The organism is Streptomyces sp. NPDC054757, from assembly GCF_053612185.1.
This window is the reverse complement of the sequence record NZ_JBSHBW010000030.1, coordinates 13,901-39,047: the sequence shown is the minus strand read 5'-3', so window position 1 is coordinate 39,047 and position 25,147 is coordinate 13,901. Positions and strand designations below refer to the sequence as shown.

At 70.1% G+C, this 25,147-nt stretch carries 24 protein-coding genes; 20 read left to right on the top strand and 4 right to left on the bottom strand.

Features of this window, described 5'->3' with window-relative positions; translation table 11 throughout:
• Positions 1-34: 34 nt before the first annotated feature.
• Positions 35-937, bottom strand: coding sequence for a RecB family exonuclease (locus tag ACWGKJ_RS28370; RefSeq protein WP_385022980.1), 903 nt, complete (start codon positions 935-937; stop codon positions 35-37).
• Positions 938-1,090: 153 nt separating this feature from the next.
• On the opposite strand from ACWGKJ_RS28370, the gene ACWGKJ_RS28365 reads away from it, so the two are divergent.
• The 3 genes from ACWGKJ_RS28365 (at position 1,091) to ACWGKJ_RS28355 (ending at position 4,067) form a co-directional block, all read left to right on the top strand.
• The gene (locus tag ACWGKJ_RS28365; protein WP_385022978.1) at positions 1,091-2,329 is read left to right on the top strand and encodes a site-2 protease family protein; all 1,239 of its coding nucleotides are present in this window, start codon (positions 1,091-1,093) and stop codon (positions 2,327-2,329) included.
• 18 nt (positions 2,330-2,347) lie between these two features.
• Complete coding sequence (locus tag ACWGKJ_RS28360; protein ID WP_385022976.1) at positions 2,348-3,313, top strand: tRNA (adenine-N1)-methyltransferase; 966 nt, start codon at positions 2,348-2,350, stop codon at positions 3,311-3,313.
• 166 nt (positions 3,314-3,479) lie between these two features.
• Complete coding sequence (locus tag ACWGKJ_RS28355; RefSeq protein WP_385022974.1) at positions 3,480-4,067, top strand: hypothetical protein; 588 nt, start codon at positions 3,480-3,482, stop codon at positions 4,065-4,067.
• A 39-nt stretch (positions 4,068-4,106) separates the two neighbouring features.
• Here the strand turns inward: ACWGKJ_RS28355 and ACWGKJ_RS28350 are convergent, their stop codons facing one another.
• Complete coding sequence (locus ACWGKJ_RS28350) at positions 4,107-4,418, bottom strand: ferredoxin (protein WP_385022972.1); 312 nt, start codon at positions 4,416-4,418, stop codon at positions 4,107-4,109.
• A gap of 241 nt (positions 4,419-4,659) precedes the next feature.
• On the opposite strand from ACWGKJ_RS28350, the gene arc reads away from it, so the two are divergent.
• From arc to prcA, 5 genes are all read left to right on the top strand, one after another.
• Complete coding sequence (gene arc, locus ACWGKJ_RS28345; protein WP_385022970.1) at positions 4,660-6,426, top strand: proteasome ATPase; 1,767 nt, start codon at positions 4,660-4,662, stop codon at positions 6,424-6,426.
• A gap of 235 nt (positions 6,427-6,661) precedes the next feature.
• A complete protein-coding gene (dop, locus tag ACWGKJ_RS28340) occupies positions 6,662-8,173 on the top strand; it encodes a depupylase/deamidase Dop (RefSeq protein WP_385022968.1) in 1,512 nt (503 codons plus the stop codon).
• A gap of 213 nt (positions 8,174-8,386) precedes the next feature.
• Positions 8,387-8,605, top strand: a complete 219-nt coding sequence (locus ACWGKJ_RS28335) for a ubiquitin-like protein Pup (RefSeq protein WP_385022966.1) — start codon at positions 8,387-8,389, stop codon at positions 8,603-8,605.
• 147 nt (positions 8,606-8,752) lie between these two features.
• On the top strand, positions 8,753-9,598 hold the full coding sequence (gene prcB / locus ACWGKJ_RS28330) for a proteasome subunit beta (protein ID WP_385022964.1): 846 nt from the start codon (positions 8,753-8,755) through the stop codon (positions 9,596-9,598).
• Between the two features lie 46 nt (positions 9,599-9,644).
• Complete coding sequence (prcA, locus tag ACWGKJ_RS28325) at positions 9,645-10,394, top strand: proteasome subunit alpha (RefSeq protein WP_385022962.1); 750 nt, start codon at positions 9,645-9,647, stop codon at positions 10,392-10,394.
• A gap of 166 nt (positions 10,395-10,560) precedes the next feature.
• Here the strand turns inward: prcA and ACWGKJ_RS28320 are convergent, their stop codons facing one another.
• Entirely contained in the window at positions 10,561-11,655 is a 1,095-nt protein-coding gene (locus ACWGKJ_RS28320; RefSeq protein ID WP_385022960.1) for a LacI family DNA-binding transcriptional regulator, read from the bottom strand.
• 79 nt (positions 11,656-11,734) lie between these two features.
• Between ACWGKJ_RS28320 and ACWGKJ_RS28315 the strand changes: the two genes are divergently transcribed.
• The 12 genes from ACWGKJ_RS28315 (at position 11,735) to ACWGKJ_RS28260 (ending at position 23,871) form a co-directional block, all read left to right on the top strand.
• Positions 11,735-12,994, top strand: a complete 1,260-nt coding sequence (locus ACWGKJ_RS28315; RefSeq protein ID WP_385022958.1) for an MFS transporter — start codon at positions 11,735-11,737, stop codon at positions 12,992-12,994.
• 9 nt (positions 12,995-13,003) lie between these two features.
• Complete coding sequence (pafA, locus tag ACWGKJ_RS28310; RefSeq protein WP_385022956.1) at positions 13,004-14,365, top strand: Pup--protein ligase; 1,362 nt, start codon at positions 13,004-13,006, stop codon at positions 14,363-14,365.
• 135 nt (positions 14,366-14,500) lie between these two features.
• A complete protein-coding gene (locus ACWGKJ_RS28305) occupies positions 14,501-15,505 on the top strand; it encodes an FKBP-type peptidyl-prolyl cis-trans isomerase (RefSeq protein WP_385022954.1) in 1,005 nt (334 codons plus the stop codon).
• A 42-nt stretch (positions 15,506-15,547) separates the two neighbouring features.
• The gene (locus ACWGKJ_RS28300; RefSeq protein WP_385022952.1) at positions 15,548-15,919 is read left to right on the top strand and encodes an FKBP-type peptidyl-prolyl cis-trans isomerase; all 372 of its coding nucleotides are present in this window, start codon (positions 15,548-15,550) and stop codon (positions 15,917-15,919) included.
• 173 nt (positions 15,920-16,092) lie between these two features.
• Positions 16,093-17,037 carry a helix-turn-helix transcriptional regulator gene (locus ACWGKJ_RS28295; protein ID WP_385022950.1) on the top strand — a complete coding sequence of 315 codons (945 nt, stop codon included), beginning with the start codon at positions 16,093-16,095 and terminating at the stop codon, positions 17,035-17,037.
• A gap of 7 nt (positions 17,038-17,044) precedes the next feature.
• Positions 17,045-18,010 carry a helix-turn-helix transcriptional regulator gene (locus ACWGKJ_RS28290; protein WP_385022948.1) on the top strand — a complete coding sequence of 322 codons (966 nt, stop codon included), beginning with the start codon at positions 17,045-17,047 and terminating at the stop codon, positions 18,008-18,010.
• 5 nt (positions 18,011-18,015) lie between these two features.
• Positions 18,016-18,294 (top strand): hypothetical protein, encoded by a 279-nt coding sequence (locus ACWGKJ_RS28285; protein ID WP_385023051.1) that lies wholly within the window; start codon positions 18,016-18,018, stop codon positions 18,292-18,294.
• Positions 18,279-18,476 carry a hypothetical protein gene (locus ACWGKJ_RS28280; RefSeq protein WP_385022946.1) on the top strand — a complete coding sequence of 66 codons (198 nt, stop codon included), beginning with the start codon at positions 18,279-18,281 and terminating at the stop codon, positions 18,474-18,476. Before ACWGKJ_RS28285 ends, ACWGKJ_RS28280 begins: the two co-directional genes overlap by 16 nt.
• A gap of 210 nt (positions 18,477-18,686) precedes the next feature.
• Complete coding sequence (tatA, locus tag ACWGKJ_RS28275) at positions 18,687-18,968, top strand: Sec-independent protein translocase subunit TatA (RefSeq protein WP_164263878.1); 282 nt, start codon at positions 18,687-18,689, stop codon at positions 18,966-18,968.
• Between the two features lie 61 nt (positions 18,969-19,029).
• Positions 19,030-19,992, top strand: a complete 963-nt coding sequence (gene tatC, locus ACWGKJ_RS28270; protein ID WP_385022944.1) for a twin-arginine translocase subunit TatC — start codon at positions 19,030-19,032, stop codon at positions 19,990-19,992.
• Between the two features lie 17 nt (positions 19,993-20,009).
• Positions 20,010-20,984 carry a diacylglycerol kinase gene (locus ACWGKJ_RS28265; RefSeq protein ID WP_385022942.1) on the top strand — a complete coding sequence of 325 codons (975 nt, stop codon included), beginning with the start codon at positions 20,010-20,012 and terminating at the stop codon, positions 20,982-20,984.
• A gap of 58 nt (positions 20,985-21,042) precedes the next feature.
• Positions 21,043-23,871, top strand: coding sequence for a DEAD/DEAH box helicase (locus tag ACWGKJ_RS28260; RefSeq protein WP_385022940.1), 2,829 nt, complete (start codon positions 21,043-21,045; stop codon positions 23,869-23,871).
• Between the two features lie 76 nt (positions 23,872-23,947).
• Here ACWGKJ_RS28260 and ACWGKJ_RS28255 read toward each other — a convergent pair whose 3' ends face one another.
• Complete coding sequence (locus ACWGKJ_RS28255) at positions 23,948-24,889, bottom strand: RluA family pseudouridine synthase (protein ID WP_385022938.1); 942 nt, start codon at positions 24,887-24,889, stop codon at positions 23,948-23,950.
• Between the last annotated feature and the right edge of the window lie 258 nt (positions 24,890-25,147).

Here is a 25,147-nt window from a genome sequence, read left to right as displayed (position 1 = left end):
GATCAGGCGCGGCGAGCCCCGGACCGGCCGGATCTCACCCCAGCACGGCCCCGCCGGACACTCCGGCCCCGGGCGCGCGCACCACCTCCAGGGGATACACCGGCGGGGTGCCCCCGAACTCGGGGCAGACCGCCTGATGGTCGCACCAGCCGCAGAGCTTCGTCGGCCGCGGCTGCCAGTCACCGCTCTCGGTGGCCTTCCTGATCGCGTCCCACAGCGCGAGCAGCTTGCGCTCGACCCGCTCCAGGTCACCCTCGACCGGGTCGTACGTCACGACCTCGCCGCTGCCCAGATACACCAGCTGGAGCCGGCGCGGCACGATGCCCTTCAGCCGCCACACGACCAGCGCGTAGAACTTCATCTGGAAGAGGGCGCCTTCGGCGAACTGCGGGCGGGGCGCCTTGCCGGTCTTGTAGTCGACGATCCTGACCTCGCCCGTCGGCGCCACGTCCACCCGGTCGATGATCCCGCGCAGCCGCAGCCCCGACGCCAGCTCCGTCTCGATGAACAGCTCCCTCTCGGCCGGTTCGAGACGGGTCGGATCCTCCAGCGTGAACCACCGCTCCACCAACGACTCGGCCTCCGAGAGCCACTGCGCCAGCTGCTCGCCCCCCGGGTCGTCCGCGAACAGCTCACCCAGCTCCGGCCTGGACGAGAGCAGCCTGTCCCACTGGCCGGGAACCATCGCACGGGCACGCGGAACCGTCCGCTCCGCAGCCGGGTCGTCGAACATCCGCTCAAGCACCGCATGGACCAGGGTGCCGCGCGTCGCCGCCGGGCTCGGCTTCTCCGGCAGCTTGTCGATCACCCGGAACCTGTACAGCAGCGGACACTGCATGAAGTCGCTCGCCCGCGAGGGAGAGAGTGAAGTGGGCTGCTGGGCGGTAGTCATGTCCCAGACCCTACGGCCCGCCACTGACACCGAGCCGCATACCATCGACGGCAGACCACCTCACACTGCATGATCAGGACATCGCCGAAAGCGGTGAAGACCAGCGGTGCGGGACGCGCACCCGAACGGCACGCGTCCGGACGTCGGACTTCCGGACGTCAGGCTTCCGGACGATACGAGACGATACGAAGGGACACCGTGGACAAGAGCGGCGACAGCGGGCGCCCGCAGCCCGGCGCGGACGGGCCGGACTCCGGCCCCCCGCCCGATGGCGGCAAGCCGCGGCGCCGGGACGCACCGGGCGGCGGCATCCTGATGGGCCGCCCCTTCGGTGTGCCGGTGTATGTCGCCCCCAGCTGGTTCCTGGTGGCAGCGCTCATCACCTGGGTCTTCGGCGGCCAGCTCGACCGGATCCTCCCCGAGCTGGGCAACGCCCGGTATCTGGTCTCCCTCTTCTTCGCGGTCGCCTTCTACGCCTCCGTACTCGTGCACGAGCTGGCCCACACGGTGGCCGCGCTGCGGTTCAAGCTCCCGGTGCGCCGTATCCAGCTCCAGTTCTTCGGCGGTGTCTCGGAGATCGAGAAGGAGTCCGAGACCCCGGGGCGCGAGTTCGTCCTGGCCTTCGTCGGCCCGCTGCTCTCGCTGGTCCTCGCCGGCGTCTTCTACCTCGGGATGAAGGCCGTGGAGCCCGGGACGGTCCCCGGAGTCCTGCTGGCCGGACTGATGATCTCCAACCTGATCGTGGCGGTCTTCAACCTGCTGCCCGGCCTGCCGCTGGACGGCGGCCGGATGCTCCGCGCGGTCGTCTGGAAGATCACCGGCAGCCCGATGAGCGGCACCGTCGCCGCTGCCTGGTTCGGCCGGGCGCTCGCCGTCTCGGTCCTGATCGGGCTCCCGCTGCTCACCCACACCGGCTCCGACGCCGACGTGGGCGGCATGGAGACGGTCATGGACGCCCTGCTCGCCGCGATCCTCGCCGCGATCATCTGGACCGGCGCGGGCAACAGCCTGCGGATGGCCAGACTGCGCGAACACCTCCCGGAGCTGAGGGCCCGTACGCTCACCCGGCGGGCCGTCCCCGTGGAGACCACGACACCGCTCTCCGAGGCGCTGCGCAGGGCCAACGACGCCGGCGCCCGCGCCCTGGTCGTCGTGGACAGCCAGGGCGACCCGACCGCCCTGGTCAGGGAGGCCGCCATCGTCGGGGTTCCGGAGCACCGGCGCCCCTGGGTCGCGGTGAGCGGCCTCGCCCAGGACCTCACCGAGGGGATGCGGGTCCCCGCCGAGCTGGCGGGCGAGGCGCTCCTCGACAAGCTGCGGGCCAGCCCGGCCACCGAGTACCTGGTGGTCGAGGAGAGCGGCGCGATCTACGGAGTCCTCTCCACCGCCGACGTCGAACGGGCATTCGTCCAGGCCATGGCGCGACCCGGTTCCTGAGGCCGGTAGTCTGCTCGTATGTCCGAACCGACCGGTGCCGCCCGCCGACGTGGGCCCTTCAAAGTCGGGGACCAGGTCCAGCTCACCGACCCCAAGGGACGCCACCACACCTTCACGCTCGAAGCAGGGAAGAACTTCCACACCCACAAGGGTTCTTTCCCGCACGACGAGCTGATCGGTGCCCCCGAGGGCAGTGTTGTCCGTACCACGGGGAACGTCGCCTACCTCGCGCTGCGCCCCCTGCTCCCCGACTTCGTCCTGTCCATGCCCCGCGGCGCAGCCGTGGTCTACCCCAAGGACGCGGGTCAGATCCTGGCCTTCGGGGACATCTTCCCCGGCGCCCGCGTCGTCGAGGCAGGTGTGGGGTCCGGCGCGCTCAGCAGCTTCCTGCTGCGCGCCATCGGCGAGCAGGGGATGCTGCACTCGTACGAGCGCCGTGAGGACTTCGCGGAGATCGCCACACAGAACGTGGAGCGCTACTTCGGCGGACCGCACCCCGCCTGGCAGCTCACCGTCGGCGACCTCCAGGACAACCTCTCCGACACGGACGTCGACCGTGTGGTGCTGGACATGCTCGCTCCCTGGGAGTGCCTGGACGCCGTCTCCAAGGCACTCGTCCCCGGCGGGATCCTCTGCTGCTACGTGGCCACCACCACCCAGCTCTCGCGCACCGTCGAGTCGATCAGGGAGATCGGCTGCTTCGCCGAGCCGCAGCCCTGGGAGTCCATGGTGCGCAACTGGCACGTCGAGGGCCTGGCCGTCCGCCCCGACCACCGGATGATCGGCCACACCGGCTTCCTCGTCACCGCCCGCCGCCTCGCCGACGGTGTGGAGGCCCCGATGCGCCGCCGCCGTCCCTCCAAGGGCGCGTACGGCGAGGACTACAGCGGTCCCGGGAAGAGCGCCCAGCCGAAGGCCGCGACCGAGACCGACTCCGCCGGAGCCGCCTCCGACCCCTCCACCGGGCCCGACGAGACCGTCTGACCCCTCAACGCACCGGCGCCACCGCGGAGTTCCCCCAGCACATCGGGGAACTCCGCGGTGGCGTCTTTACGTTGAACTTACGGACCCCGGCGTTCCGATCCCCTGTGACGTATGGCACTATTCTGGCCACCCCTTCGTCGGCACAGCCCCACAGGAGACCTCTCGCGTGCAGCCCTCCGCGCTCCCGGACCTCGTACTCCCGGACCTCGCGCACACCAGGACCAACCCGGTCCACTGGCTGGCCACGGCCACCGCGATGGCCGGCGTCGTCGCCCTGGCGGGCCTCCTCACGCCCGGTCCGGCCACGGCGTCCCAGCCCGGCGGCGCACCGGCCCGCACCCGGGTGGCCGCCCCCGACCCGGCCGCCGTCACCTTCCCGCTGAAGTGCGGAGGGACCGGGACCACGGTCACGAGGAAGGCGTCCGGCGATCTCGACGGGGACGGCAGCCCCGAAACAGTGGCCGCGGTGCGGTGCGACGCCGGGTCGGGCACGCCGCCCAGCGGGATCTACGTACTCACCCGGGCCGGCAGCGGTAACGGCAGGCCCCGGGTTGTCGCGACCCTGGTCGACCCGGCGCGCCAGCAGAGCGTGGACGCCCTCGCCGTACGGGACGGCGCGGTGACCGCGACCCTCCTCGGGTACTCGTCGCCCGATGTACCGCGCTGGCAGCCGGATGTGCGCCAGCAGGCCAAGTGGCGCTGGCAGGGCGGCAAGTTCATACGCTCGGTGCCGTCCCAGGCGCGGAGCGTATGACGGCGGATTCCGGCCGCGGACGCCCGGGGGAGTGACGTGTTACTCGGCGTCCGGGCCGTAGACCTCGACGCTGTCCGAGACACGCCGTACGTGGATGCAGTCGCCCGGGCACTCCTTCGCCGAGTCCACCACGTCCTGGAGGAGCGGCAGCGGCACGGGCGTTGTGGCGCCGACCGACTGGAGCAGTTCGTCGTCGGCGCTCTTCACATACGCCAGCCCGTCGATGTCCAGCTCGAAGACCTCGGGCGCGTACTGGGCGCAGATGCCGTCCCCGGTGCAGAGATCCTGGTCGATCCAGACCTCCAGCGCCTGTGCGCCGTCGCTGGTGGGAGCCTCGTCCTGCACGGTCATTTCTCCTGCCGATCCTGCGCGGTTGAACCAATTGAAGCCAGCCCTGACGGGTGTTGAACACTTCGACGATACAACCGGCTGCTTTCCGATGTTGTTGGGTGGGTATTCCCAAGCCGTGAGGGAGTACGCAAGGGTGAAGATCAGACACACCCCGACGGTCTTTGTGATCTAGGGGTTTCAATCACCAGCCGCCCAGGTAGGGTCAGGAAGCGTCCAGCTCCCCTTGGAGGAGGTGAGGACCGTGGCAGCCCACGACGACGACATCAACCGCGGCACCCGGCCCGCGCGAGGGTCAGAGGACCCCGCCGGCCAGGTTGCCTATCTTGAGCAGGAGATCGCCGTCCTGCGCCGCAAGCTCGCCGACTCTCCGCGTCATACGAGGATTCTCGAAGAGCGGATCGTCGAGCTGCAGACCAACCTGGCAGGCGTGTCCGCGCAGAACGAGCGGCTCGCCAACACACTCCGTGAGGCCCGCGACCAGATCGTGGCTCTCAAGGAGGAGGTCGACCGGCTCGCACAGCCGCCGGCCGGCTTCGGCGTCTTCCTGCAGGCCAACGAGGACGGGACCTGCGACATCTTCACCGGGGGCCGCAAGCTCCGGGTGAACGTGAGTCCCAGCGTCGAGCTCGAAGAGCTCAGGCGCGGCCAGGAAGTCATGCTCAACGAAGCGCTGAACGTGGTCGAGGCCATGGAATTCGAGCGCGCCGGGGACATCGTCACCCTCAAGGAGATCCTTGAGGACGGCGAGCGCGCCCTGGTGATCGGGCACACCGACGAGGAGCGGGTGGTGCGGCTCGCCGAGCCTCTCCTGGACATCACCATCCGCCCCGGCGACGCCCTGCTGCTCGACTCCCGGTCCGGTTACGTCTATGAAGTGGTGCCGAAGAGCGAGGTCGAGGAGCTCGTCCTCGAAGAGGTCCCGGACATCGACTACGACAAGATCGGCGGCCTGGGCGACCAGATCGAGCTGATCCGCGACGCGGTCGAGCTCCCGTACCTCCACCCCGACCTCTTCAAGGAGCACGAGCTGCGGCCGCCGAAGGGCATCCTGCTCTACGGCCCGCCCGGCTGCGGCAAGACCCTCATTGCCAAGGCGGTAGCCAACTCCCTTGCCAAGAAGGTCGCCGAGGTCACCGGCCGGCCCGCGGGGAAGAGCTACTTCCTCAACATCAAGGGTCCCGAGCTCCTCAACAAGTACGTCGGTGAGACCGAGCGGCACATCCGTCTGGTCTTCCAGCGCGCCCGGGAGAAGGCGAGCGAGGGCACCCCCGTCATCGTCTTCTTCGACGAGATGGAATCCCTCTTCCGCACCCGTGGATCGGGCGTCAGCTCGGACGTGGAGAACACCATCGTCCCGCAGTTGCTCGCCGAGATCGACGGTGTGGAGGGCCTGGAGAACGTCATCGTCATTGGTGCCTCCAACCGCGAGGACATGATCGACCCGGCGATCCTGCGGCCGGGCCGGCTCGACGTCAAGATCAAGATCGAGCGTCCGGACGCGGAGGCGGCGAAGGACATCTTCGCCAAGTACCTGCGGTCGTCGCTGCCGCTGCACACGGACGACCTGGCCGAGCACCGGGAGAACCCCGACGCCGCGGTCAGTGCCATGATCCAGTCCGTCGTGGAGCGGATGTACACCGAGTCCGAGGAGAACCGCTTCCTCGAAGTCACGTACGCCAACGGTGACAAGGAAGTCCTGTACTTCAAGGACTTCAACTCCGGCGCGATGATCCAGAACATCGTCGACCGGGCCAAGAAGATGGCCATCAAGGCCTTCCTCGACCAGGGACAGAAGGGTCTGCGGGTCTCCCACCTCCTCCAGGCGTGCGTGGACGAGTTCAAGGAGAACGAGGACCTGCCGAACACCACCAACCCGGACGACTGGGCCCGTATCTCCGGCAAGAAGGGCGAGCGGATCGTGTTCATCCGCACCCTCGTCACCGGAAAGCAGGGCGCGGACACCGGGCGGTCGATCGACACGGTGGCGAACACCGGTCAGTACCTGTAAAGGACAGGGCGGCTGCGGGTCCCCCGGCGGGCACCCGCAGCCGCCGTGTTTTCCGGCCTTCGGCCGCAAGGACAGCAATGCCTGTAATGATCTCCCCAGCGGCGCCACGGCGTTCTAGGCTCTTCGGTATCACCGATTCGCGCAGTGCCGGGAAGGGCGACCGCGCTCGCGCCGGAGAAGCAGCGGTACTTGAGCGGCGTTCCCCCGAGGGGCGCTGCCGGGCAAGGAGGGCCGCATGACCGTACGGCGGGTAATGGGCATCGAGACGGAGTACGGCATCTCCGTCCCGGGCCACCCGAACGCCAATGCCATGCTCACCTCGTCCCAGATCGTCAACGCCTACGCGGCGGCGATGCACCGGGCGCGCCGCGCCCGCTGGGACTTCGAGGAGGAGAACCCGCTGCGGGACGCGCGAGGCTTCGACCTCGCCCGGGAGACCGCGGACACCAGCCAGCTGACCGACGAGGACATCGGCCTGGCCAATGTGATCCTCACCAACGGGGCACGCCTCTACGTCGACCACGCCCACCCCGAGTACAGCTCCCCGGAGATCACCAGTCCGCGCGATGCCGTCCTCTGGGACAAGGCGGGCGAGCGGATCATGGCGGAGGCCGCCGAGCGGGCGGCCGAGATCCCGGGCGCGCAGCCGATCCTCCTGTACAAGAACAACACCGACAACAAGGGCGCCTCGTACGGGACGCACGAGAACTACCTGATGAAGCGGGAGACCCCCTTCGCGGACATCGTGCGCCATCTGACCCCCTTCTTCGTCTCCCGCCAGGTGGTGACCGGGGCCGGCCGGGTCGGGATCGGCCAGGACGGCCATGAGCACGGCTTCCAGATCAGCCAGCGCGCGGACTACTTCGAGGTCGAGGTCGGCCTGGAGACCACGCTCAAGCGCCCGATCATCAACACCCGGGACGAACCCCACTCGGACGCCGAGAAGTACCGCCGCCTGCATGTGATCATCGGCGATGCCAACCTCTCGGAGATCTCGACCTACCTCAAGCTGGGTACGACATCCCTGGTGCTCGCGATGATCGAGGACGGGTTCATCAATGTGGACCTCGCCGTCGACCAGCCGGTGCGCACGCTCCACCAGGTCTCGCACGACCCGGGGCTCCAGCAGCTGATCACGCTGCGCAGCGGCCGCACCCTCACGGCCGTACAGCTCCAGATGGAGTACTTCGAGCTGGCCCGCAAATATGTGGAGGAGCGGTACGGCGTCGATGCCGACGAGCAGACCAGGGATGTCCTGGGCCGCTGGGAGGATGTGCTGAACCGGCTGGAGAACAACCCGATGAGCCTGTCGGGGGAGCTCGACTGGATCACGAAGAAGGAGATCCTGGAGGGCTACCGCCGCCGGGACGGCGTCGACTGGGACGCGGCCAGGCTCCATCTGGTGGATCTGCAGTACGCGGACGTACGGCCCGACAAGGGGCTGTACAACCGTCTGGCGGCCCGCGGGAAGATGAAGCGGCTGCTGGACGAGGCCGATGTCGTACGGGCCGCGGGGAACCCGCCGGAGGACACCAGGGCCTATTTCCGCGGCCGCTGTCTCGAACAGTACGCGGACGACGTCGCCGCGGCCTCCTGGGACTCCGTGATCTTCGACCTGCCGGGCCACGACTCACTGCAGCGGGTGCCCACACTTGAGCCGCTGCGCGGGACCCGTGACCACGTCAAGGAACTGCTCGACCGGTGCCGTACGGCGGAAGACCTGGTCCGGGTGTTGCAGGGCGGCTGAAAAGCCCCGCTGGTGGGAATCATCGGAGTAGGTCCCGGACGTTGAGGAAAGTGCGGGGCCAATGTCGGACCCCGCTTGTAGTGTCTGATCAAGCGGGTCCGATCCGCTTCTGACCGGACCGGACCGGTCCGATCCAGTCCGTTCCGGTCGGCACAGCTGTTTCTGTTTCAACGTTTCAACCTCAGCAACATCGAACCGAGCGGGGTGAGGTAGATGGCGACCAAGGACACCGGCGGCGGGCAGCAGAAGGCGACGCGCTCCACCGAGGAGACCGAGGAGCAGGCGCCCGAGGCGCAGGAATCCGAGGACCTCAAGGAGCGCCAGGAGAAGCTCTCGGACGACGTCGACTCCGTTCTGGACGAGATCGACGACGTACTGGAGGAGAACGCCGAGGACTTCGTTCGGTCATTCGTCCAAAAGGGCGGCGAGTAGCCCCTGTTGTCCGTGATCGGTGCGGTCGGCGGAAGCCGTCCGCACCGGGACGGATGACCGGCGCGGGCACGGGTAAGGTCCGTTCACAGTCCGCAAGATCGGCCCGGCCTCCAGAAGGCGGGCCGCCGCCCATCCGGAAGGAAACGCGTGGAAGCCAACCCTCGTAGCACCGGGCGTCTGCCGGCCGCTTTCCTGACGCCGGGATCCTCCTCGTTCATGGACTTCCTGTCCGACCACTCGCCGGAAATCCTGCCGGGCAGGCGGTCGCTGCCGCCCACCCAGGGGCCGGTCGAGGCGCCGCACGGGACGACCATCGTCGCCGTGACCTTCCCCGGCGGGGTCGTGCTCGCCGGGGACCGGCGCGCGACCATGGGGAACATGATCGCCCAGCGCGACATCGAAAAGGTCTTCCCTGCCGATGAGTACTCGGCGGTCGGGATCGCCGGGACGGCCGGCCTCGCCGTCGAGATGGTGAAGCTGTTCCAGCTCGAACTGGAGCACTTCGAGAAGGTCGAGGGCACCACCCTCTCCCTGGAGGGCAAGGCCAACCGGCTCTCCACGATGATCCGCGGCAATCTCTCCATGGCCATGCAGGGCCTCGCCGTGGTCCCGCTCTTCGCCGGCTACGACGTCGACCGCGAGAAGGGCCGCATCTTCTCCTACGACGTCACGGGCGGCCGCTCCGAGGAGCAGGGGTACGCCTCCACGGGCTCCGGCTCGATCTTCGCCCGGGGCTCGATGAAGAAGCTCTACCGCGACGACCTGACGGAGCAGCAGGCCACCACCCTGGTCGTACAGGCCCTGTACGACGCGGCCGACGACGACTCGGCCACCGGCGGACCCGACGTGGGCCGCCGGATCTATCCGATCGTCACCGTCATCACGGACGAGGGCTGCCGCAGGCTGACCGATGAGGAGGGCTCCGAGCTCGCCCGTTCGATTCTGGCGCGGCGTCTCGAACAGCCCGACGGCCCGCGCGCCGAGCTGCTCTGAGGCCCTTCCGATGCACTCGTCACTGACAGAAAGGGACGGATAGCCGGTGTCGACCCCGTTCTATGTCTCACCCCAGCAGGCGATGGCCGACCGGGCGGAGTACGCCCGGAAGGGCATCGCCCGTGGTCGCAGCCTGGTCGTGCTGCAATACGCCGACGGCATCGTCTTCGTCGGCGAGAACCCGTCCCGCGCGCTGCACAAGTTCAGCGAGATCTACGACCGGATCGGCTTCGCGGCCGCCGGCAAGTACAACGAATACGAGAATCTGCGGATCGGCGGTGTGCGCTACGCGGATCTGCGCGGCTACACCTACGACCGTGACGATGTGACGGCCCGTGGTCTGGCGAATGTCTACGCGCAGACGCTTGGCACGATCTTCTCCAGTGCGGCCGAGAAGCCGTACGAGGTGGAGCTGGTCGTCGCCGAGGTCGGGACCGAGCCGGACGGCGACCAGATCTACCGGCTGCCGCACGACGGATCGATCGTCGACGAGCACGGTTCGGTCGCGGTCGGCGGAAACGCCGAGACGATCAGCACCTTCCTGGACCAGCAGCACCGCGAGGGGATGACACTCGCCGAAGCGCTGAAGCTGGCCGTGCAGGCGCTCTCCCGCGACACCAACGGCGGCGAGCGGGAGATCCCCGCCGAACGTCTTGAGGTGGCGGTCCTTGACCGGACCCGGCCGCAGCAGCGCAAGTTCAAGCGCATCGTCGGCCGCCGGCTCGCCAGGCTGCTCGACGAGGACGGCGCATCGGCCGCCGAGACGGACGACGCACCGTCGGACGAGGACGAGTAACCCCGCCCGCCACCCGTTCCGTCCGTGCCCCGGACCGCCGTCTGTGCGGCCCGGGGCACACATGCGGGGAGCCGCGTGGCGCAGGGTGGGGTTGGGCGGGCGGGTCCGGTCGATCCAGAGCCGTCAGTCCGGGTCGTGTCAGCCCGGTCCGGTCAGCCCGGAGCAGTCAGGCCGGGTCTGCCGCCCGGCCCGTCGAGCCGCGTACGAGCAGGTTCACCGGCAGATCACCGCCCTCCGGGCGGCGGCCGTCGAGGACGGCGAGCAGGGCCGCCATACCGCGCTGCCCGATCTGCTCGGCCGGCAGGGCCACGGTCGTCAGCTCGGGTTCGATCGCGGTCGCGAGGGCCAGATCGTCGAAGCCGGTGACCGAGAGGTCCTCGGGCACCCGCAGTCCGAGCCGCCGGGCCGCCTTGCAGGCCCCCGCGGCCAGGATGTCGTCGTCGCAGATCACCGCGGTCGGCCGGGGACCGGGACCGCTGAGCGCCTCTTCCGCCGCCCGCCGTGCGGCGTCCACCGCGAGCGGGGCGGTGACCGTGCGCACCTCCGCCCCGTGCAGGGCGGAGCGGAGGGCGGCGGCCCGGACGTCGAAGGTCCAGGAGTCGACCGCCGGTGCGAGATGGACGAAGCTGCGGTGGCCCAGCGCCAGCAGATGGCCCGTCACCTGACGCATCCCGTCCGCGATGTCCAGGTTCACATGGGCCGCCGCCCCCGGCTGGTCCGGATCGCTGTCCAGCATCACCAGCGGCAGACCGGACTCCTGGATCGCGGCGAGCGCCCCGACAGCCATCGATGAGGCGATGACCCCGTCCAGCGCGGTCCGCGCGGACCCGAAGGGATCGCGGGCCGGCCCCACGCCTTCGGGGGAGGGGTAGAGCACCACCCCGAAACCGTGCTCGGCGGCCTCCGCCGCGGCGCCCGTGTAGACGCGGGCGAAGAACTCGGTGGTCAGCGCGGGCACGACCAGCAGCACGGTCCTGGTCCTGCCCAGCCGCAGATCGCGGGCGGCGAGGTTCGGCCGGTAGCCGAGCCGGCGGGCCGCCTCGCGGACCAGACCGGCGGTGCGCTCGGAGACCCGCCCGCGCCACTTTTCGCCGAGCACCAGCGACACGGTGGCCTGCGAGACACCTGCCGCGCGCGCCACATCACGGCTGGTGGGGCGGGCCGGAACCGCTGGTTCCTGGCTCGTCGCTCGGGTGTCCACTCGGGCCTCCGTCCGGCCTGCTCCCGGCCGCGGCCATCTGGACTCGCGGTCTGCGCACATGGTACGTATGACCCGGCACGTTATACGTAACACTCGGGCCGGGGCCGGAAGGCCCGGGACCGGAAGACAAGGGGCGGACATGGCCGCGGGATACGCGGAACTCTTCGGCACCAGGCATGTGAAGCGGCTGCTCACCGGCACACTGGTGGGCCGGCTGCCGAACGCGACAGCCGCCATCGCCGTCGTGCTCTTCGTCCGCGCCGAAGGCGGCAGCTACTCACTCGCCGGGGCGCTCTCCGCCGTCTACGGACTGGCCACCGCGGTCGGCCAGCCGCTGCTCGGCCGCGCCGTCGACCTGTACGGACAGCCCAGGGTGATGCTGCCTTCGGCCCTGGTGTCGGCCCTCGGCATGGTGCTCTTCGCCGTCGTCGGCACCGGTCCGCTCGCTCTCGCCGTCATCGCGATGCTCGTCGCCGGCCTCTTCACACCGCCCCTGGAGGGCGGGCTGCGCGCCCTGTGGCCCAGCGTCCTGGAGCGCGAGGACCGGGTGCACGCCGCGTACGCGATGGATGCGGTGGCCCAGGAGGTCATGTTCACGGTCGGCCCGCTGCTCGTCACCCTGGCGGTCTCGCTGTGGTCGGCGGCGACCGCGCTGGTGGCCGTCAACGCCCTCGGGGTGCTCGGGGCCCTCTCCGTCGCCGTGTCGGAGCCCTCGCGCAGCTGGCGGTCCGCGCCCCGGGAGGCCCACTGGCTGGGCGCGCTGCGCTCGCCCGGACTGCTCGCCCTCCTCGGGGCCTTCTTCTTCGTCGGCCTGGCGCTCGGCTCGATCACCGTCGCCGCGATCGCCTACTCCGACGGGCACGGCGGCGACCCGACGTACGGCGTACTGATGGCGGCGATCGGCCTCGGCGCGCTGGTCGGCGGGCTGGTCTACGGCGCACGGCAGTGGCAGGGCGCCGCCGAGCGGCGGCTGCGCGTCATCGTCGGCGCCCTGGCCCTCTGTTATCTGCCGCTGATGCTGGTGCCGGGCGTGGCCGCGATGTCCGTGCTGACGACGGTGGCCGGTGTCTTCCTCGCCCCGGCCATCGCCTGCGCCTTCATCGTCGTCGACCGGCACGCCCCGCGCGGCACGGTCACCGAGGCGTTCTCCTGGCTGGTGACGACCTTCGGTGTCGGCGCGGCGCTGGGCACCGCCGTCGCGGGACCGGCCGTCGAGGCGGGCGGCGCACCCGCCGGGTTCGCCGCCGCGGCGGGCGGGGGGATCGCCGCGCTGCTCGTCCTGCTGGCCACTCAGCGGGTCCTCGCAGCTCCCGGCGGTACCGGTTCCGTCGTGGCCGGTTCCGAAAATGATCGGAACGGGGCCGTCGAACCCGGTTTCAGGACAGGCCATCAGGCGTAATGTTCAGTCATGGACCGCCGCATTTTCGGGCTGGAGAACGAGTACGGCGTCACGTGCACATTCAGAGGACAGCGCCGTCTGTCCCCTGACGAAGTGGCGCGCTACCTCTTCCGCCGTGTTGTGTCATGGGGCCGCAGCAGCAACGTCTTCCTGCGGAACGGCGCCCGCCTCTACCTCGACGTGGGATCGCATCCGGAATACGCAACCCCCGAGTGCGACAACGTGACCGAACTGGTCACGCACGACAAGGCGGGCGAGCGCATTCTCGAAGGCCTGCTCGTCGACGCCGAACGCCGCCTGCACGAGGAGGGAATCGCGGGCGACGTCTATCTCTTCAAGAACAACACCGATTCGGCGGGAAACTCCTACGGCTGCCACGAGAACTATCTCGTCGCCCGCCACGGGGAGTTCTCGCGGCTCGCGGACATTCTCATCCCCTTCCTCGTCACCCGCCAATTGCTCTGTGGCGCCGGAAAGGTGCTGCAGACCCCGCGCGGAGCGGTCTTCTGCGTGAGCCAGCGGGCCGAGCACATCTGGGAGGGCGTCAGCTCCGCGACCACCCGTTCCCGTCCCATCATCAACACCCGCGACGAGCCGCACGCGGACGCCGAGCGCTACCGCAGACTGCATGTCATCGTCGGTGACTCGAACATGTCCGAGACGACCATGCTGCTCAAGGTCGGCGCGACCGACCTCGTCCTGCGCATGATCGAAGCGGGCACGGTGATGCGTGATCTGACGCTGGAGAACCCGATCAGGGCCATCCGCGAGGTCAGCCACGACACGACGGGCCAGCGCAAGGTGCGTCTCGCCAGCGGGCGGGAGGCTTCGGCGCTCGAAGTACAGCGCGAGTACTACGAGAAGGCCGTGGACTTCGTGGACCGCCGCGGTATCCGTACCGGCCAGGTCGAAAGGGTTCTGGAGCTCTGGGGCCGCACCCTCGACGCCATCGAGGAGGAGGACCTCGACAGGATCGACACCGAGATCGACTGGGTGATGAAGTACAAGCTCATCGAGCGGTACCGGGACAAGCACAACATGACCATGTCGAATCCGCGGGTCGCCCAGATAGACCTCGCCTACCACGACATCCACCGCAGGCGCGGTCTCTACTACCTGCTGGAGAAGCGCGGACAGGCCGCACGCGTCTGCGACGACCTGCGGATCTTCGAGGGCAAGTCGGTGCCCCCGCAGACCACCAGGGCGCGGCTGCGCGGCGACTTCATCCGCCGCGCGCAGGAACAGCGCAGGGACTTCACCGTCGACTGGGTCCATCTCAAGCTCAACGACCAGGCGCAGCGCACCGTGCTCTGCAAGGACCCCTTCCGGTCGGTCGACGACCGGGTGGAGAAGCTGATCGCCGGGATGTGACCGGTCCTCACCCCGGTCGCACGAGGGCCCCGCGCACAGCAGCGCGCGGGGCCCTCGCGCATGCCGTAGGCCCACATGGGGGACGAGGAGTCTAGAGTGGCGGCCACTGACACCCCCACTACCCCGAGGACCACTGTGCGACGCCGTTTTGCTGCCTTGCTCATCGTGCCGGCCCTGGTGCTGACCGCCTGCGGAGGTGAGGATTCCAAGAAGTCGGACGCCTCGTCCTCATCATCGCCCGACAAGGCCGCGTCGACGGCCGTGCCCAAGCCCGTCGATTCGGCGTCCCCCATGCCGACGGTCGCGGGCGGCACCGGCAAGAAGGCGTCCATCACGGTCCCCAAGAAGGATCCGAGCGGCAAGTTCGTCATCCACACCCTCTCCGATGGCAGCGGCCCCGTGGTCAAGAAGAACGACCTGGTGATGGCCGACTTCACCGGCAAGGTCTGGAAGAGCGGCAAGGACATCGGCAGCTCGTTCGACAAGGGCGGCGCCCCGCAGCTCATCACCGCCGGCTCCAAGACGATCATCCCGGCCTTCGCCGACGCCGTCACCGGCAAGAAGATCGGCAGCCGCGTCCTGGTCGTCGCCCCGCCCAACGCGGCCTTCGGCAGCCAGGGCCAGCAGCAGCTCGGCGTCACCGGCAAGGACACCCTGATCTTCGCCCTCGACATCAAGAAGGTGATCCCGAAGAAGGTCGAGGGCACCCAGGCCCCCACCTCGTCCGACCTGCCGCAGATCAAGGCGGACAAGGAAGCGCCGGCCACCATCTCCGTACCGAAGAGCGACCCGCCGAAGAAGCTGGTCGACAAGGTGCTGATCCAGGGCAAGGGCGCCACGGTCAAGAAGGGCCAGACCGTCTACATGCAGTACAGCGGTGCCGCCTGGAAGCCCAATGAGGGCAAGGCGTCCGCGACTCTGTTCGACTCGTCATGGAAGACCGGCACGCCGTTCCAGACGGCCATCGGCCAGGGCGCGGTCATCAAGGGCTGGGACCAGGGACTCGTCGGCAAGAAGGTCGGCAGCCGGGTCATGCTGGTGATCCCGCCGGAGCTGGCGTACGGCGACAAGGCCCAGGGCGCCACCCTGCCGGCCAAGTCGACCCTGGTCTTCGTCGTCGACATTCTGGCGGCAATGTAAGACTGTCCCGGTTGCCCAGCACCAAGAAGTAGGAGCAGTTACGTGAGCATCGACAAGCCCGAGATCGACTTCCCGGGCGGCGAGCCGCCGGCCGACCTGGAGATCAAGGAGATCTGGGAGGGCGACGGCGCCGTCGCCAAGGCCGGGGACAAGGTCAAGGTCCACTACGTGGGTGTGGCCTTCTCCACCGGTGAGGAGTTCGACGCGAGCTGGAACCGCGGCACCCCGCTGGAGTTCCAGCTCGGCGTCGGCCAGGTTATTTCCGGCTGGGACCAGGGTGTCCAGGGCATGAAGGTCGGCGGACGCCGCCAGCTGACCATCCCGGCGCACCTCGCGTACGGCGACCGCGGCGCCGGTGGCCGTATCAAGCCGGGCGAGACGCTGATCTTCGTCTGTGACCTGGTCGCTGTCTGACCGGAAGTGATCGTTTCCGAGGGTCCATGCCAGCCGGCATGGACCCTCGGCTTTTGACCCGGGACCGCGGAGCGGTACGGTCGGCGGTCGTGGAACGTCCCGCGTTCCCCGTGCTGTGTTCTTCCCGGGGGACCGCCCCCGGCGGACACTCCCGGACTCCAGAGAGGGCGTCGATGGCGATTGCCAAGGCCGAGCGGCTCATGAATCTGGCACTGTGCCTGCTCGGAACCAGGCGGCCCCTGAGCAAGCGAGAACTGCGGGGGTCCATCGAGGCGTATCTGGAAGCGGGTTCGGACGAGTCCTTCAACCGGATGTTCGAGCGGGACAAGGACGATCTGCGGGAACTCGGCCTGGTCATCGAGACGGTCGAGAGCCTCGACGGGGACGCCGGATATCTCGCCCGCCGAGACAGCAACAGGCTTCCGCCGGTCGCTCTCGACGCCGAGGAGGCAGCGGCGCTCGGGCTGGCCGCCAAGGTCTGGCAGCAGGCCCGGCTGGCAGGCGCCGCCAGTGGTGCGCTGCAGAAGCTGCGGGCCGCCGGCATGCCCGAGGCCGAGGAGCCGTACGGCGCGCTGGAACCGCGCATCCCGGTGCACGAGGCCGCCTTCGAGCCGCTGATGCTGGCCTGCCGTGACCGCAGGCCCGTCGTCTTCGACTACCGCAAGGCCAACGCGGCCCGCCCGGAGGCCCGTCAGGTCGAGCCCTGGACGCTGGAGTGCTGGCACGGCCACTGGTACCTCGCGGGCTGGGACCGTGAGCGCGGCGCCGAGCGGGTGTTCCGGCTCTCCCGCATCACCGGCCGGGTCCGTTCCAGGACCGGTGCGTTCACGGCCCCGGTGCCGGACGTGGTGACCGTACGCGAGACCGTGGAGACCTGGGCCGGTGAGACCGCGACCCGCAGCGCCCGGATCCGGCTGCGCTCGGGCGCCGGATACCCGCTGCGCTCACGCGCCACCGCCGTACGGGAACTCGGCGACGGGTGGGACGAGTTGGAGATTCCGTACGGACACGGGCTGGACGCCTGGCTGGTGGAGTTCGGCCCCGACGTGATCGTGCTGGACCCCGCGGACCTGCGGGCCGATGTGGTGGACCGGCTGCGCGCCGTGGCCAAGGACTGAGGAGCACGTGGCGACGAACGCGATCGACCAGACCCGCCGGATGCTGTCCCTCGTGACGTATCTCCGCGAGCGTCCCGGCGCCCGTGTCGGGGATGTGGCGCGCGCCTTCGGTATCACCGAGGACGAGCTGATCTCGGACCTGGATGTGCTGCCCATGTGCGGGACGAGCTTCCGCGGCGGCGACCTGCTGGACATCGACACCGACGGCGAGTCCATCTGGTGGCACAACGCCGATGACGTCGCAGCGCCGCTGCGGCTCGCCGCCGACGAGGCCACGGCCCTGCTGGTGGCCGCGCGCGCCGTGGCGACCCTGCCGGGGCTCCGTGAGGGCGACCGGCAGGCGCTGCTGCGGGCCACCGCGAAGCTGGAGGCCGCGGCCGGTGAGGCGGCGGGAGCCAGCTCCCGGCTCTCGGTGACCTTCGAGTCCGAGGGCGGGGTCTTCGCCGACGCCGACCGGGCCATCTCGGAGCGGCGCAGGCTCTGGCTGCGGTACTACTCACCGGCGCGCGACGAGCTGACCGAGCGTGAGGTCGACCCGATCCGGCTGTTCGCGGTCGGTCACACGTACATGGAGGCCTGGTGCTACCTCTCCGAGGCCCGGCGCACCTTCCGGCTGGACCGGGTCGCCGAGATCCGGCTGCTGGACGAGCCGTCCGCGCCGCCGGAGCTGGAGCTGCGTGACCTGTCGGCGGGGCTCGTCCAGCCGGCGGCCGAGGACCCGGAGGTGGTGGTGGAGGTCGGTCCCGGTGGCCGCTGGGTCGCCGAGTACTACCCGCACGACAGCGCGGAGGAACTGGCCGATGGCGGGCTGCGCATCACGCTGCGCACCCCCGACCCGGCCTCGCTGCGCAGGCTCGCCCTGCGGCTCGGCCGGGACGGGCGGATCGTCTCGCCGGACGATCTGGCGGACAGCGCACGGCTCGCGGCCCGGGAGGCGCTCGCCGCCTACGACGTACAGGAGGAGAGGGGTTGAGTGGTATGTCGGTGATGTCCGGATTCTCGGCGCATATGGGCCCGGTCGTCTTCCGGGCCGCGTGCCCGGACTGCCGCAGCCGGTTCGAGCTGGCCGCCGGTGCGCTCCGGCTGGCGATAGGGGCCAGTCGGCGTACCACCTTCTACTCCTTCACCTGCCCCGACTGCGGTGTGCCGGTCCGCAAACCGGCCGGTGAGCGGATTGTCGAACTCCTCACCGGCGGCGGCGTCCGGACGCTGCGCCTCCACTCCACCGTCCAGGGGTCCCCATGTTCTGGCCGATGACCGCGATCGTTCTGGGGTTCATCGGAATCGTCGTACTCGGTGTGCTCGCCCTCAGGGTTTTTGTCGAGGCGCAGCGCCTCGGCAGCCAAGTGGCGCGCGCCACACAGCAGATCGGCCAGGCCGCGGAGGGCTTGGAGCGCGCGGCCACCGGGCTCGCACGGAGCGGTGAAAGTTTGCGCTAGAGGCGCTCGGCTCTGCTGCCGGGCCGTTTCGGGCGGTACGCTGCTGATCGCGGGCCCGGGAGCGAGGCGCGGGCCGCAAGCGTGAGTCTGCACAGGCATTGCCCTGCGTTTACCCCCGCGGGTTACGATCGCTGCCAGCACGACGACCGGACGCCTGTCCGATCGCTCGGGCAGCCCCACCCCAGCCGCCTCGGTGAGAAGGTACAGCTTATGTTCGGAAGGCTCGGCGCCCCCGAGATCATCCTGATCCTCGTCGTCATCGTCCTGCTGTTCGGCGCGAAGAAGCTTCCGGACATGGCCCGTTCGCTGGGCAAGTCCGCCCGCATCCTCAAGAGCGAGGCCAAGGCGATGAAGTCGGAGGGTCAGCAGACCGCTCCGGCAGACCCGCCGCAGGACCCCCAGGCCGACGTCCCGCGCACGATCCAGGCCGCTCCGGGAGACGTGACCAGCGCCCGTCCCGTGACCGAGCCTTCGGACTCGACCAAGCGCTGACAACCGGGCCGGAGCGGGCACCGCGGTGAGCGGCTGCCCGCCGCACAGATGAGGACGTGGGTTGCTCGTGTCTGCCCGCAAAGTGGAGAAGGATCCCGACGGGCGCATGCCCCTCGTGGAGCATCTGCGTGAGCTGCGCAACCGGCTGGCGAAAGGGCTGCTGGGGATCGTCGTCGTCACGATCGCGGCTGCCTTCTTCTACCGAGACATCATTGAATTCTTCACCAACCCGGTGCTGCACGCGGTGGGGTGCGAGACGAGCTTCGCGGAACTCGCCCACCAGCGGGACGGGACCTGCGCCCGGATCGTTCTGAACGGTCTGCTCACGCCGTTCACCCTCGCCCTCAAGGTCTCCCTGATGGCCGGTGTGGTGCTCTCCTCGCCGATCTGGCTCTACCAGCTGTGGGCCTTCATCGCGCCGGGGCTGCACAAGCACGAGCGCAAGTACACCGTCGGCTTCGTGGCTGCGGGCTTCCCGCTCTTCCTGGCGGGCGCCTTCTTCGCGTACGAGACGCTCCCCACGATGGCGAAGGTTCTGCTCCAGCTCTCCCCGAGCCACATCGACAACCAGCTGCCTCTCGACGACCTGCTCGATCTGATCACCCGGATGGTGGTCGTCTTCGGGCTCTCCTTCGAGCTGCCGCTGCTGCTCGTCATGCTGAACTTCGTCGGGATCATCACCGGCAAGCGGATGGCCGGCTGGTGGCGCGGCATGATCATGGGCATCACGGTCTTCGCCGCGGTCGCCACGCCCAGCACCGACCCGCTGAGCATGCTGGCCCTCGCCGGACCGATCTGGGTGCTGTACGGCTTCGCCACCGTCATCTCGCTGATGAACGACCGCCGCAAGGCGCAGCGCGCCGCAGCCGGCCCGGACGACGACGAGGCGTCCGACATCGACCTCACCCCGGAGGCCATAGGGGAGGTCGAGACCGTGCCCGCGTCCAGGGTTCCGGAGCAGACGGGCGGCGAGACGGACGGGTCGAGGCCCAGTGGTCTCGGCGGTTACGACGATGTGACCTGACCGGTAGGGTCCGGCGGGTGACCAGCGAGATCACCCTCTTCGTCAATCCCACCGCCGGACGCGGCCGGGGCGCGCACGCCGCGCAGCCGGCCGCCTCCGCGTTGCGGGACGCAGGTTTCTCCGTACGCACGGTGCTCGGCAGCGACGCGCCCGACGCGCTGCGCCGGGCCCGGGATGCCGTCCGGGGCGGGACGGGCGCGCTCATAGCCGTCGGCGGGGACGGCATGATCAGCCTCGCCCTCCAGGCTGTCGCCGGTACGCCCACCCCGCTGGGGGTGGTGGCCGTCGGCACCGGCAACGACTTCGCGCGCGGGCTGGGGCTGCCGGTACGGGACCCGGCCGCCGCGGGCCGCTCGGTGGCCGGAGCGCTCAAGAGCGGGGACATCAGGGAGATCGACCTGGGCCGGGTCGTGCCGGGGCCGGGTGCCGGAACGGCCGGCGGGGCGCACGCGCCCGGCGGCGCGGACCCGGGCGGCGCCGCACCCGTGCGGCCCGCGGAACGCTGGTTCGGGAGCGTGCTCGCCGCCGGATTCGACTCGCGGGTCAATGACCGCGGCAACCGGATGCGCTGGCCGTCCGGCCGGCTGAAGTACGACCTGGCGATGGTCGCCGAACTGGCCGCCTTCCGTCCGGTCCCGTACCGGCTGGCGCTGGACGGGGGACCGGCGCGCGAGATCGAGGCGACACTCGTCGCCGTCGGCAACGGGCCGTCGTACGGCGGGGGCATGCGGATCTGCGCGGACGCCGAGCTGGACGACGGCCTCCTCGACATCACGGTGGTCGGCGCCTGCTCCCGTACCACCCTGGTCAGGGTCTTCCCCAAGGTCTACCGGGGCACCCACCTCGGCCACCCCGCCGTCACCTCGTACCGGGCGCGCCGGGTCGAGCTGACGGCCGCCGGGGTCACGGGGTACGCGGACGGCGAACCGCTGGGCCCGCTGCCGCTGACCGCCGAGTGCGTGGAGCGCGCGGTCCGGGTCATCGGCTGTTGAAATGCTGAAATAAAGATCGCGCTGACTGTCGGAGGCGGCGGGTAGGCTCGAAGACAAGATGACCGAGGACCTTTCGCCCGCTGAGCGTTATGCAGCCGCCCGCACCCGCGCTGTCGAAGAGGCCACCGCGCTGGCCCCCTTCCGCCGCATGTACGACTTCGCTCTCGATCCGTTCCAGATCGAGGCGTGCCGGGCCCTGGAGGCGGGCAAGGGTGTGCTCGTCGCGGCGCCCACCGGCTCGGGCAAGACGATCGTCGGCGAGTTCGCCGTGCACCTGGCCCTGGCGCAGGGCCGCAAATGCTTCTACACCACCCCGATCAAGGCGCTCTCGAACCAGAAGTACGCCGATCTCGCCAAGCGTTACGGGGCGGACAAGGTCGGCCTGCTCACCGGCGACAACAGTGTGAACGCGGACGCCCCGGTGGTCGTCATGACCACCGAGGTCCTGCGGAACATGCTGTACGCGGGCTCGCAGGCGCTCCTCGGGCTCGGCTATGTGGTCATGGACGAGGTGCACTACCTCTCCGACCGCTTCCGCGGCGCCGTGTGGGAGGAGGTGATCATCCATCTGCCGGAATCGGTGACCCTGGTGTCGCTCTCGGCGACCGTGTCCAACGCGGAGGAGTTCGGTGACTGGCTGGACACCGTCCGCGGCGACACCGAGGTGATCGTCTCCGAGCACCGGCCCGTCCCGCTCTGGCAGCACGTGCTCGCCGGGCGCCGGATGTACGACCTCTTCGAGGAGTCGACGGACCACGGCGGCCGCGGCGGCGCCAAGCGCGAGGTCAACCCCGACCTGCTGCGGATGGCCCGCCAGGAGAACCAGCGCACGTACAACCCGCGCGACCGCCGCCGCGGCAGGATGGTGCGCGAGGCGGACCGCGAGCGCGAGCGGCGCTCCCGCAGCCGGATCTGGACGCCCAGCAGGGCCGAGGTCATCGCCCGGCTCGACGCCGAGGGGCTGCTGCCCGCCATCACCTTCATCTTCAGCAGGGCCGGCTGCGAGGCCGCGGTCCAGCAGTGTCTCTACGCGGGGCTGCGGCTCAACTCCGAAGAGGCCCGTCAGACGGTGCGCGAGATCGTCGAGGAGCGCACCGCGTCCATCCCGCGCGAGGATCTGCACGTCCTCGGTTACTACGAGTGGCTGGAAGGTCTGGAGCGCGGTATCGCCGCGCACCACGCGGGGATGCTGCCGACCTTCAAGGAGGTCGTCGAGGAGCTCTTCGTACGCGGCCTCGTGAAGGCCGTGTTCGCGACCGAGACCCTGGCACTCGGCATCAACATGCCCGCCCGCTCGGTGGTCCTGGAGAAGCTCGTCAAGTGGAACGGCGAGCAGCACGCCGACATCACCCCCGGCGAGTACACCCAGCTGACCGGCCGGGCCGGGCGGCGCGGTATCGACGTCGAGGGCCACGCCGTGGTGCTCTGGCAGCGTGCCATGGACCCGGGCGCGCTCGCCGGTCTCGCCGGTACCCGTACCTATCCGCTGCGCTCCAGCTTCCGGCCCTCGTACAACATGGCCGTGAACCTGGTGCAGCAGTTCGGCCGGCACCGCTCACGTGAGCTGCTCGAAACGTCCTTCGCGCAGTTCCAGGCGGACAAGTCGGTCGTCGGGATCTCCAAGCAGGTGCAGAAGAACGAGGAGGGCATCGCCGGTTACCGCGAGGGGATGACCTGTCACCTCGGGGACTTCGAGGAGTACGCGCGGCTGCGCCGCGACCTCAAGGACCGTGAGACCGAGCTGGCCAAGCAGGGGGCCGTGCAGCGGCGGGCCGCTGCCGCCGACGCCCTGGAGAAGCTCAGGCCCGGCGATGTCATCCATGTGCCGACCGGCAAGTTCGCGGGTCTGGCCCTGGTCATCGACCCGGGGCTGCCCGCGGGCCGGGCCAACGGGCACCGGGGTTTCGAGGCGTACGACGGCCCCCGGCCGCTGGTGCTCACCGCCGAGCGGCAGGTCAAGCGGCTCGCCTCGATCGACTTCCCGGTGCCTGTCGAGGCGCTGGACCGGATGCGGATCCCGAAGTCGTTCAACGCGAAGTCGCCGCAGTCCCGGCGTGATCTGGCCTCAGCGCTGCGGAGCAAGGCCGGGCACATCGTGCCCGAACGGCACCGCAAGCCCCGTGCGGCCGCCGCCGACGACCGGGAGATCGCCCGGCTGCGCACCGAGCTGCGCGCCCACCCCTGCCACGGCTGCGACGAGCGCGAGGACCACGCCCGCTGGGCCGAGCGCTACTACCGGCTGCAGCGTGACACCCGCCAGCTGGAGCGCCGGATCGAGGGCCGGACCAACACCATCGCCCGCACCTTCGACCGGATCTACGCCCTGCTGACCGAGCTGGACTATCTGCGGGGCGACGAGTCGACCGTGCACGGCAAGCGGCTCGCCCGGCTCTACGGCGAGCTGGACCTGCTGGCGTCGGAGTGTCTGCGCGAGGGCGTCTGGGAGGGGCTCAACCCGGCCGAACTGGCGGCGTGCGTCTCCGCGCTGGTCTTCGAGGCACGACAGGCCGACGACGCGGTCACACCCAAGGTCCCCTCGGGTGCGGCGAAGACCGCGCTGGGCGAGATGGTCCGGATCTGGGGCAGGCTGGACGCCCTGGAGGAGGACTTCAAGATCAACCAGACGGAGGGCGTCGGCCAGCGCGAGCCCGATCTCGGCTTCGCCTGGGCGGCGTACCAGTGGGCCTCCGGACGGGGCCTGGACGAGGTGCTGCGCGACGCCGAGATGCCGGCCGGTGACTTCGTGCGCTGGTGCAAGCAGGTCATCGACGTACTGGGCCAGATCGCGGCGGCGGCCCCCGGCGAGAACAGCACGGTCTCGCGCAACGCCCGCAAGGCGGTCGACGCGGTGCGGCGCGGCGTGGTGGCGTACAGCTCAGTCGGCTGACCGGGCGCGCGAAGCGCGGTAGGGGCCTCCGCCGGACTGCTCCGGCGGGGACGGGCGGGGGCCCGTACGTACGCGCTCAGCCGTCCGCCGCCCAGGTGTCGTACGACGTCCAGGCCAGGAGCGAGCGGCCGCTCTCGAAGCGGTGCTCGGCGCCGGTGACCGGGTCGGTGAACTCCAGGACGCGGGCCAGCAGTTGCAGCGGCCTGCGGAAGTCGTCCGGGGCCGGGTCGGTGACGACAGGGAAGAACGGGTCGCCGAGCAGCGGTACGCCCAGCGCGTTCATATGGACCCGCAGCTGGTGCGTGCGGCCGGTGACGGGGGTGAGCCGGTAGCGGGCGAGATCCCCCTTGCGGCCGGTCCGCTCGATGCGGGTCTCGCTGTTCGGCTCACCGGGTGTCTCGAAAGCGGCGACGATCCCCGGCACCTTCTCGATGCGGCTACGGGAGACGCGCGGCAGGCCGAGGCCGGACCGGTAGGGGGCGACGGCCTCGTACTCCTTGTGCACCTTCCGGTCCCGGAACAGCGTCTGGTACGCGCCGCGCTCCCCGGGCCGTACGGAGAAGAGCACCAGACCCGCGGTCAGCCGGTCCAGCCGGTGGGCGGGGCTCAGCGCGGGCAGCTCCAGCTCGGTGCGCAGCCGGGCCAGCGCGGTCTGGGTGATGTGCCGGCCCCGCGGGGTGGTGGCCAGGAAGTGCGGTTTGTCGGCGACGACGATGTGCTCGTCGCGGTAGCGCACACCGATGGCGAACGGCACGCGCACCTCGGCGGGGAAGTCCCGGTGGAACCAGACCGAACCCCCGGGCAGATAAGGGGTGTCGGCCAGGACCGGCCCGTCCACGCCGACGAACGCGCCCCTGCGCAGCATGGCGTCGACCTCGGCGGCGCCACCCGGCAGCCGCTCCGCAAGGTGCTCCCCGATCGTGGCCCACGAGCCGTCCACGGGAAGGCGCAGTCGCACCGCGTCGATGCCTTCGCGCTGGGGCAGGGGGCCCGGGAGCCGGGCGGTCTTGCGTCTCATCGTGGCTCAAGGGTACGAGCGACGGCCCGCAGGGCGAACCGTCCGGGGCCGGAGCGGGGCGGGGGTCCGCCGTCTCCCGCGGAACGGCGCGGGCCGCCGCACAGCGGATGTGCGGCGGCCCGCGCCGTGGGACGCTTGAAGCGGTACGCGTACCGGCGCCGACGCGACTGCGCCGATGCGGCCGCGACCGTGACGGAGACCGTGTGACGACGCCGGTGCAACAGCGCCGATGTGACCGCGGCCGTGCGAGGACGACCG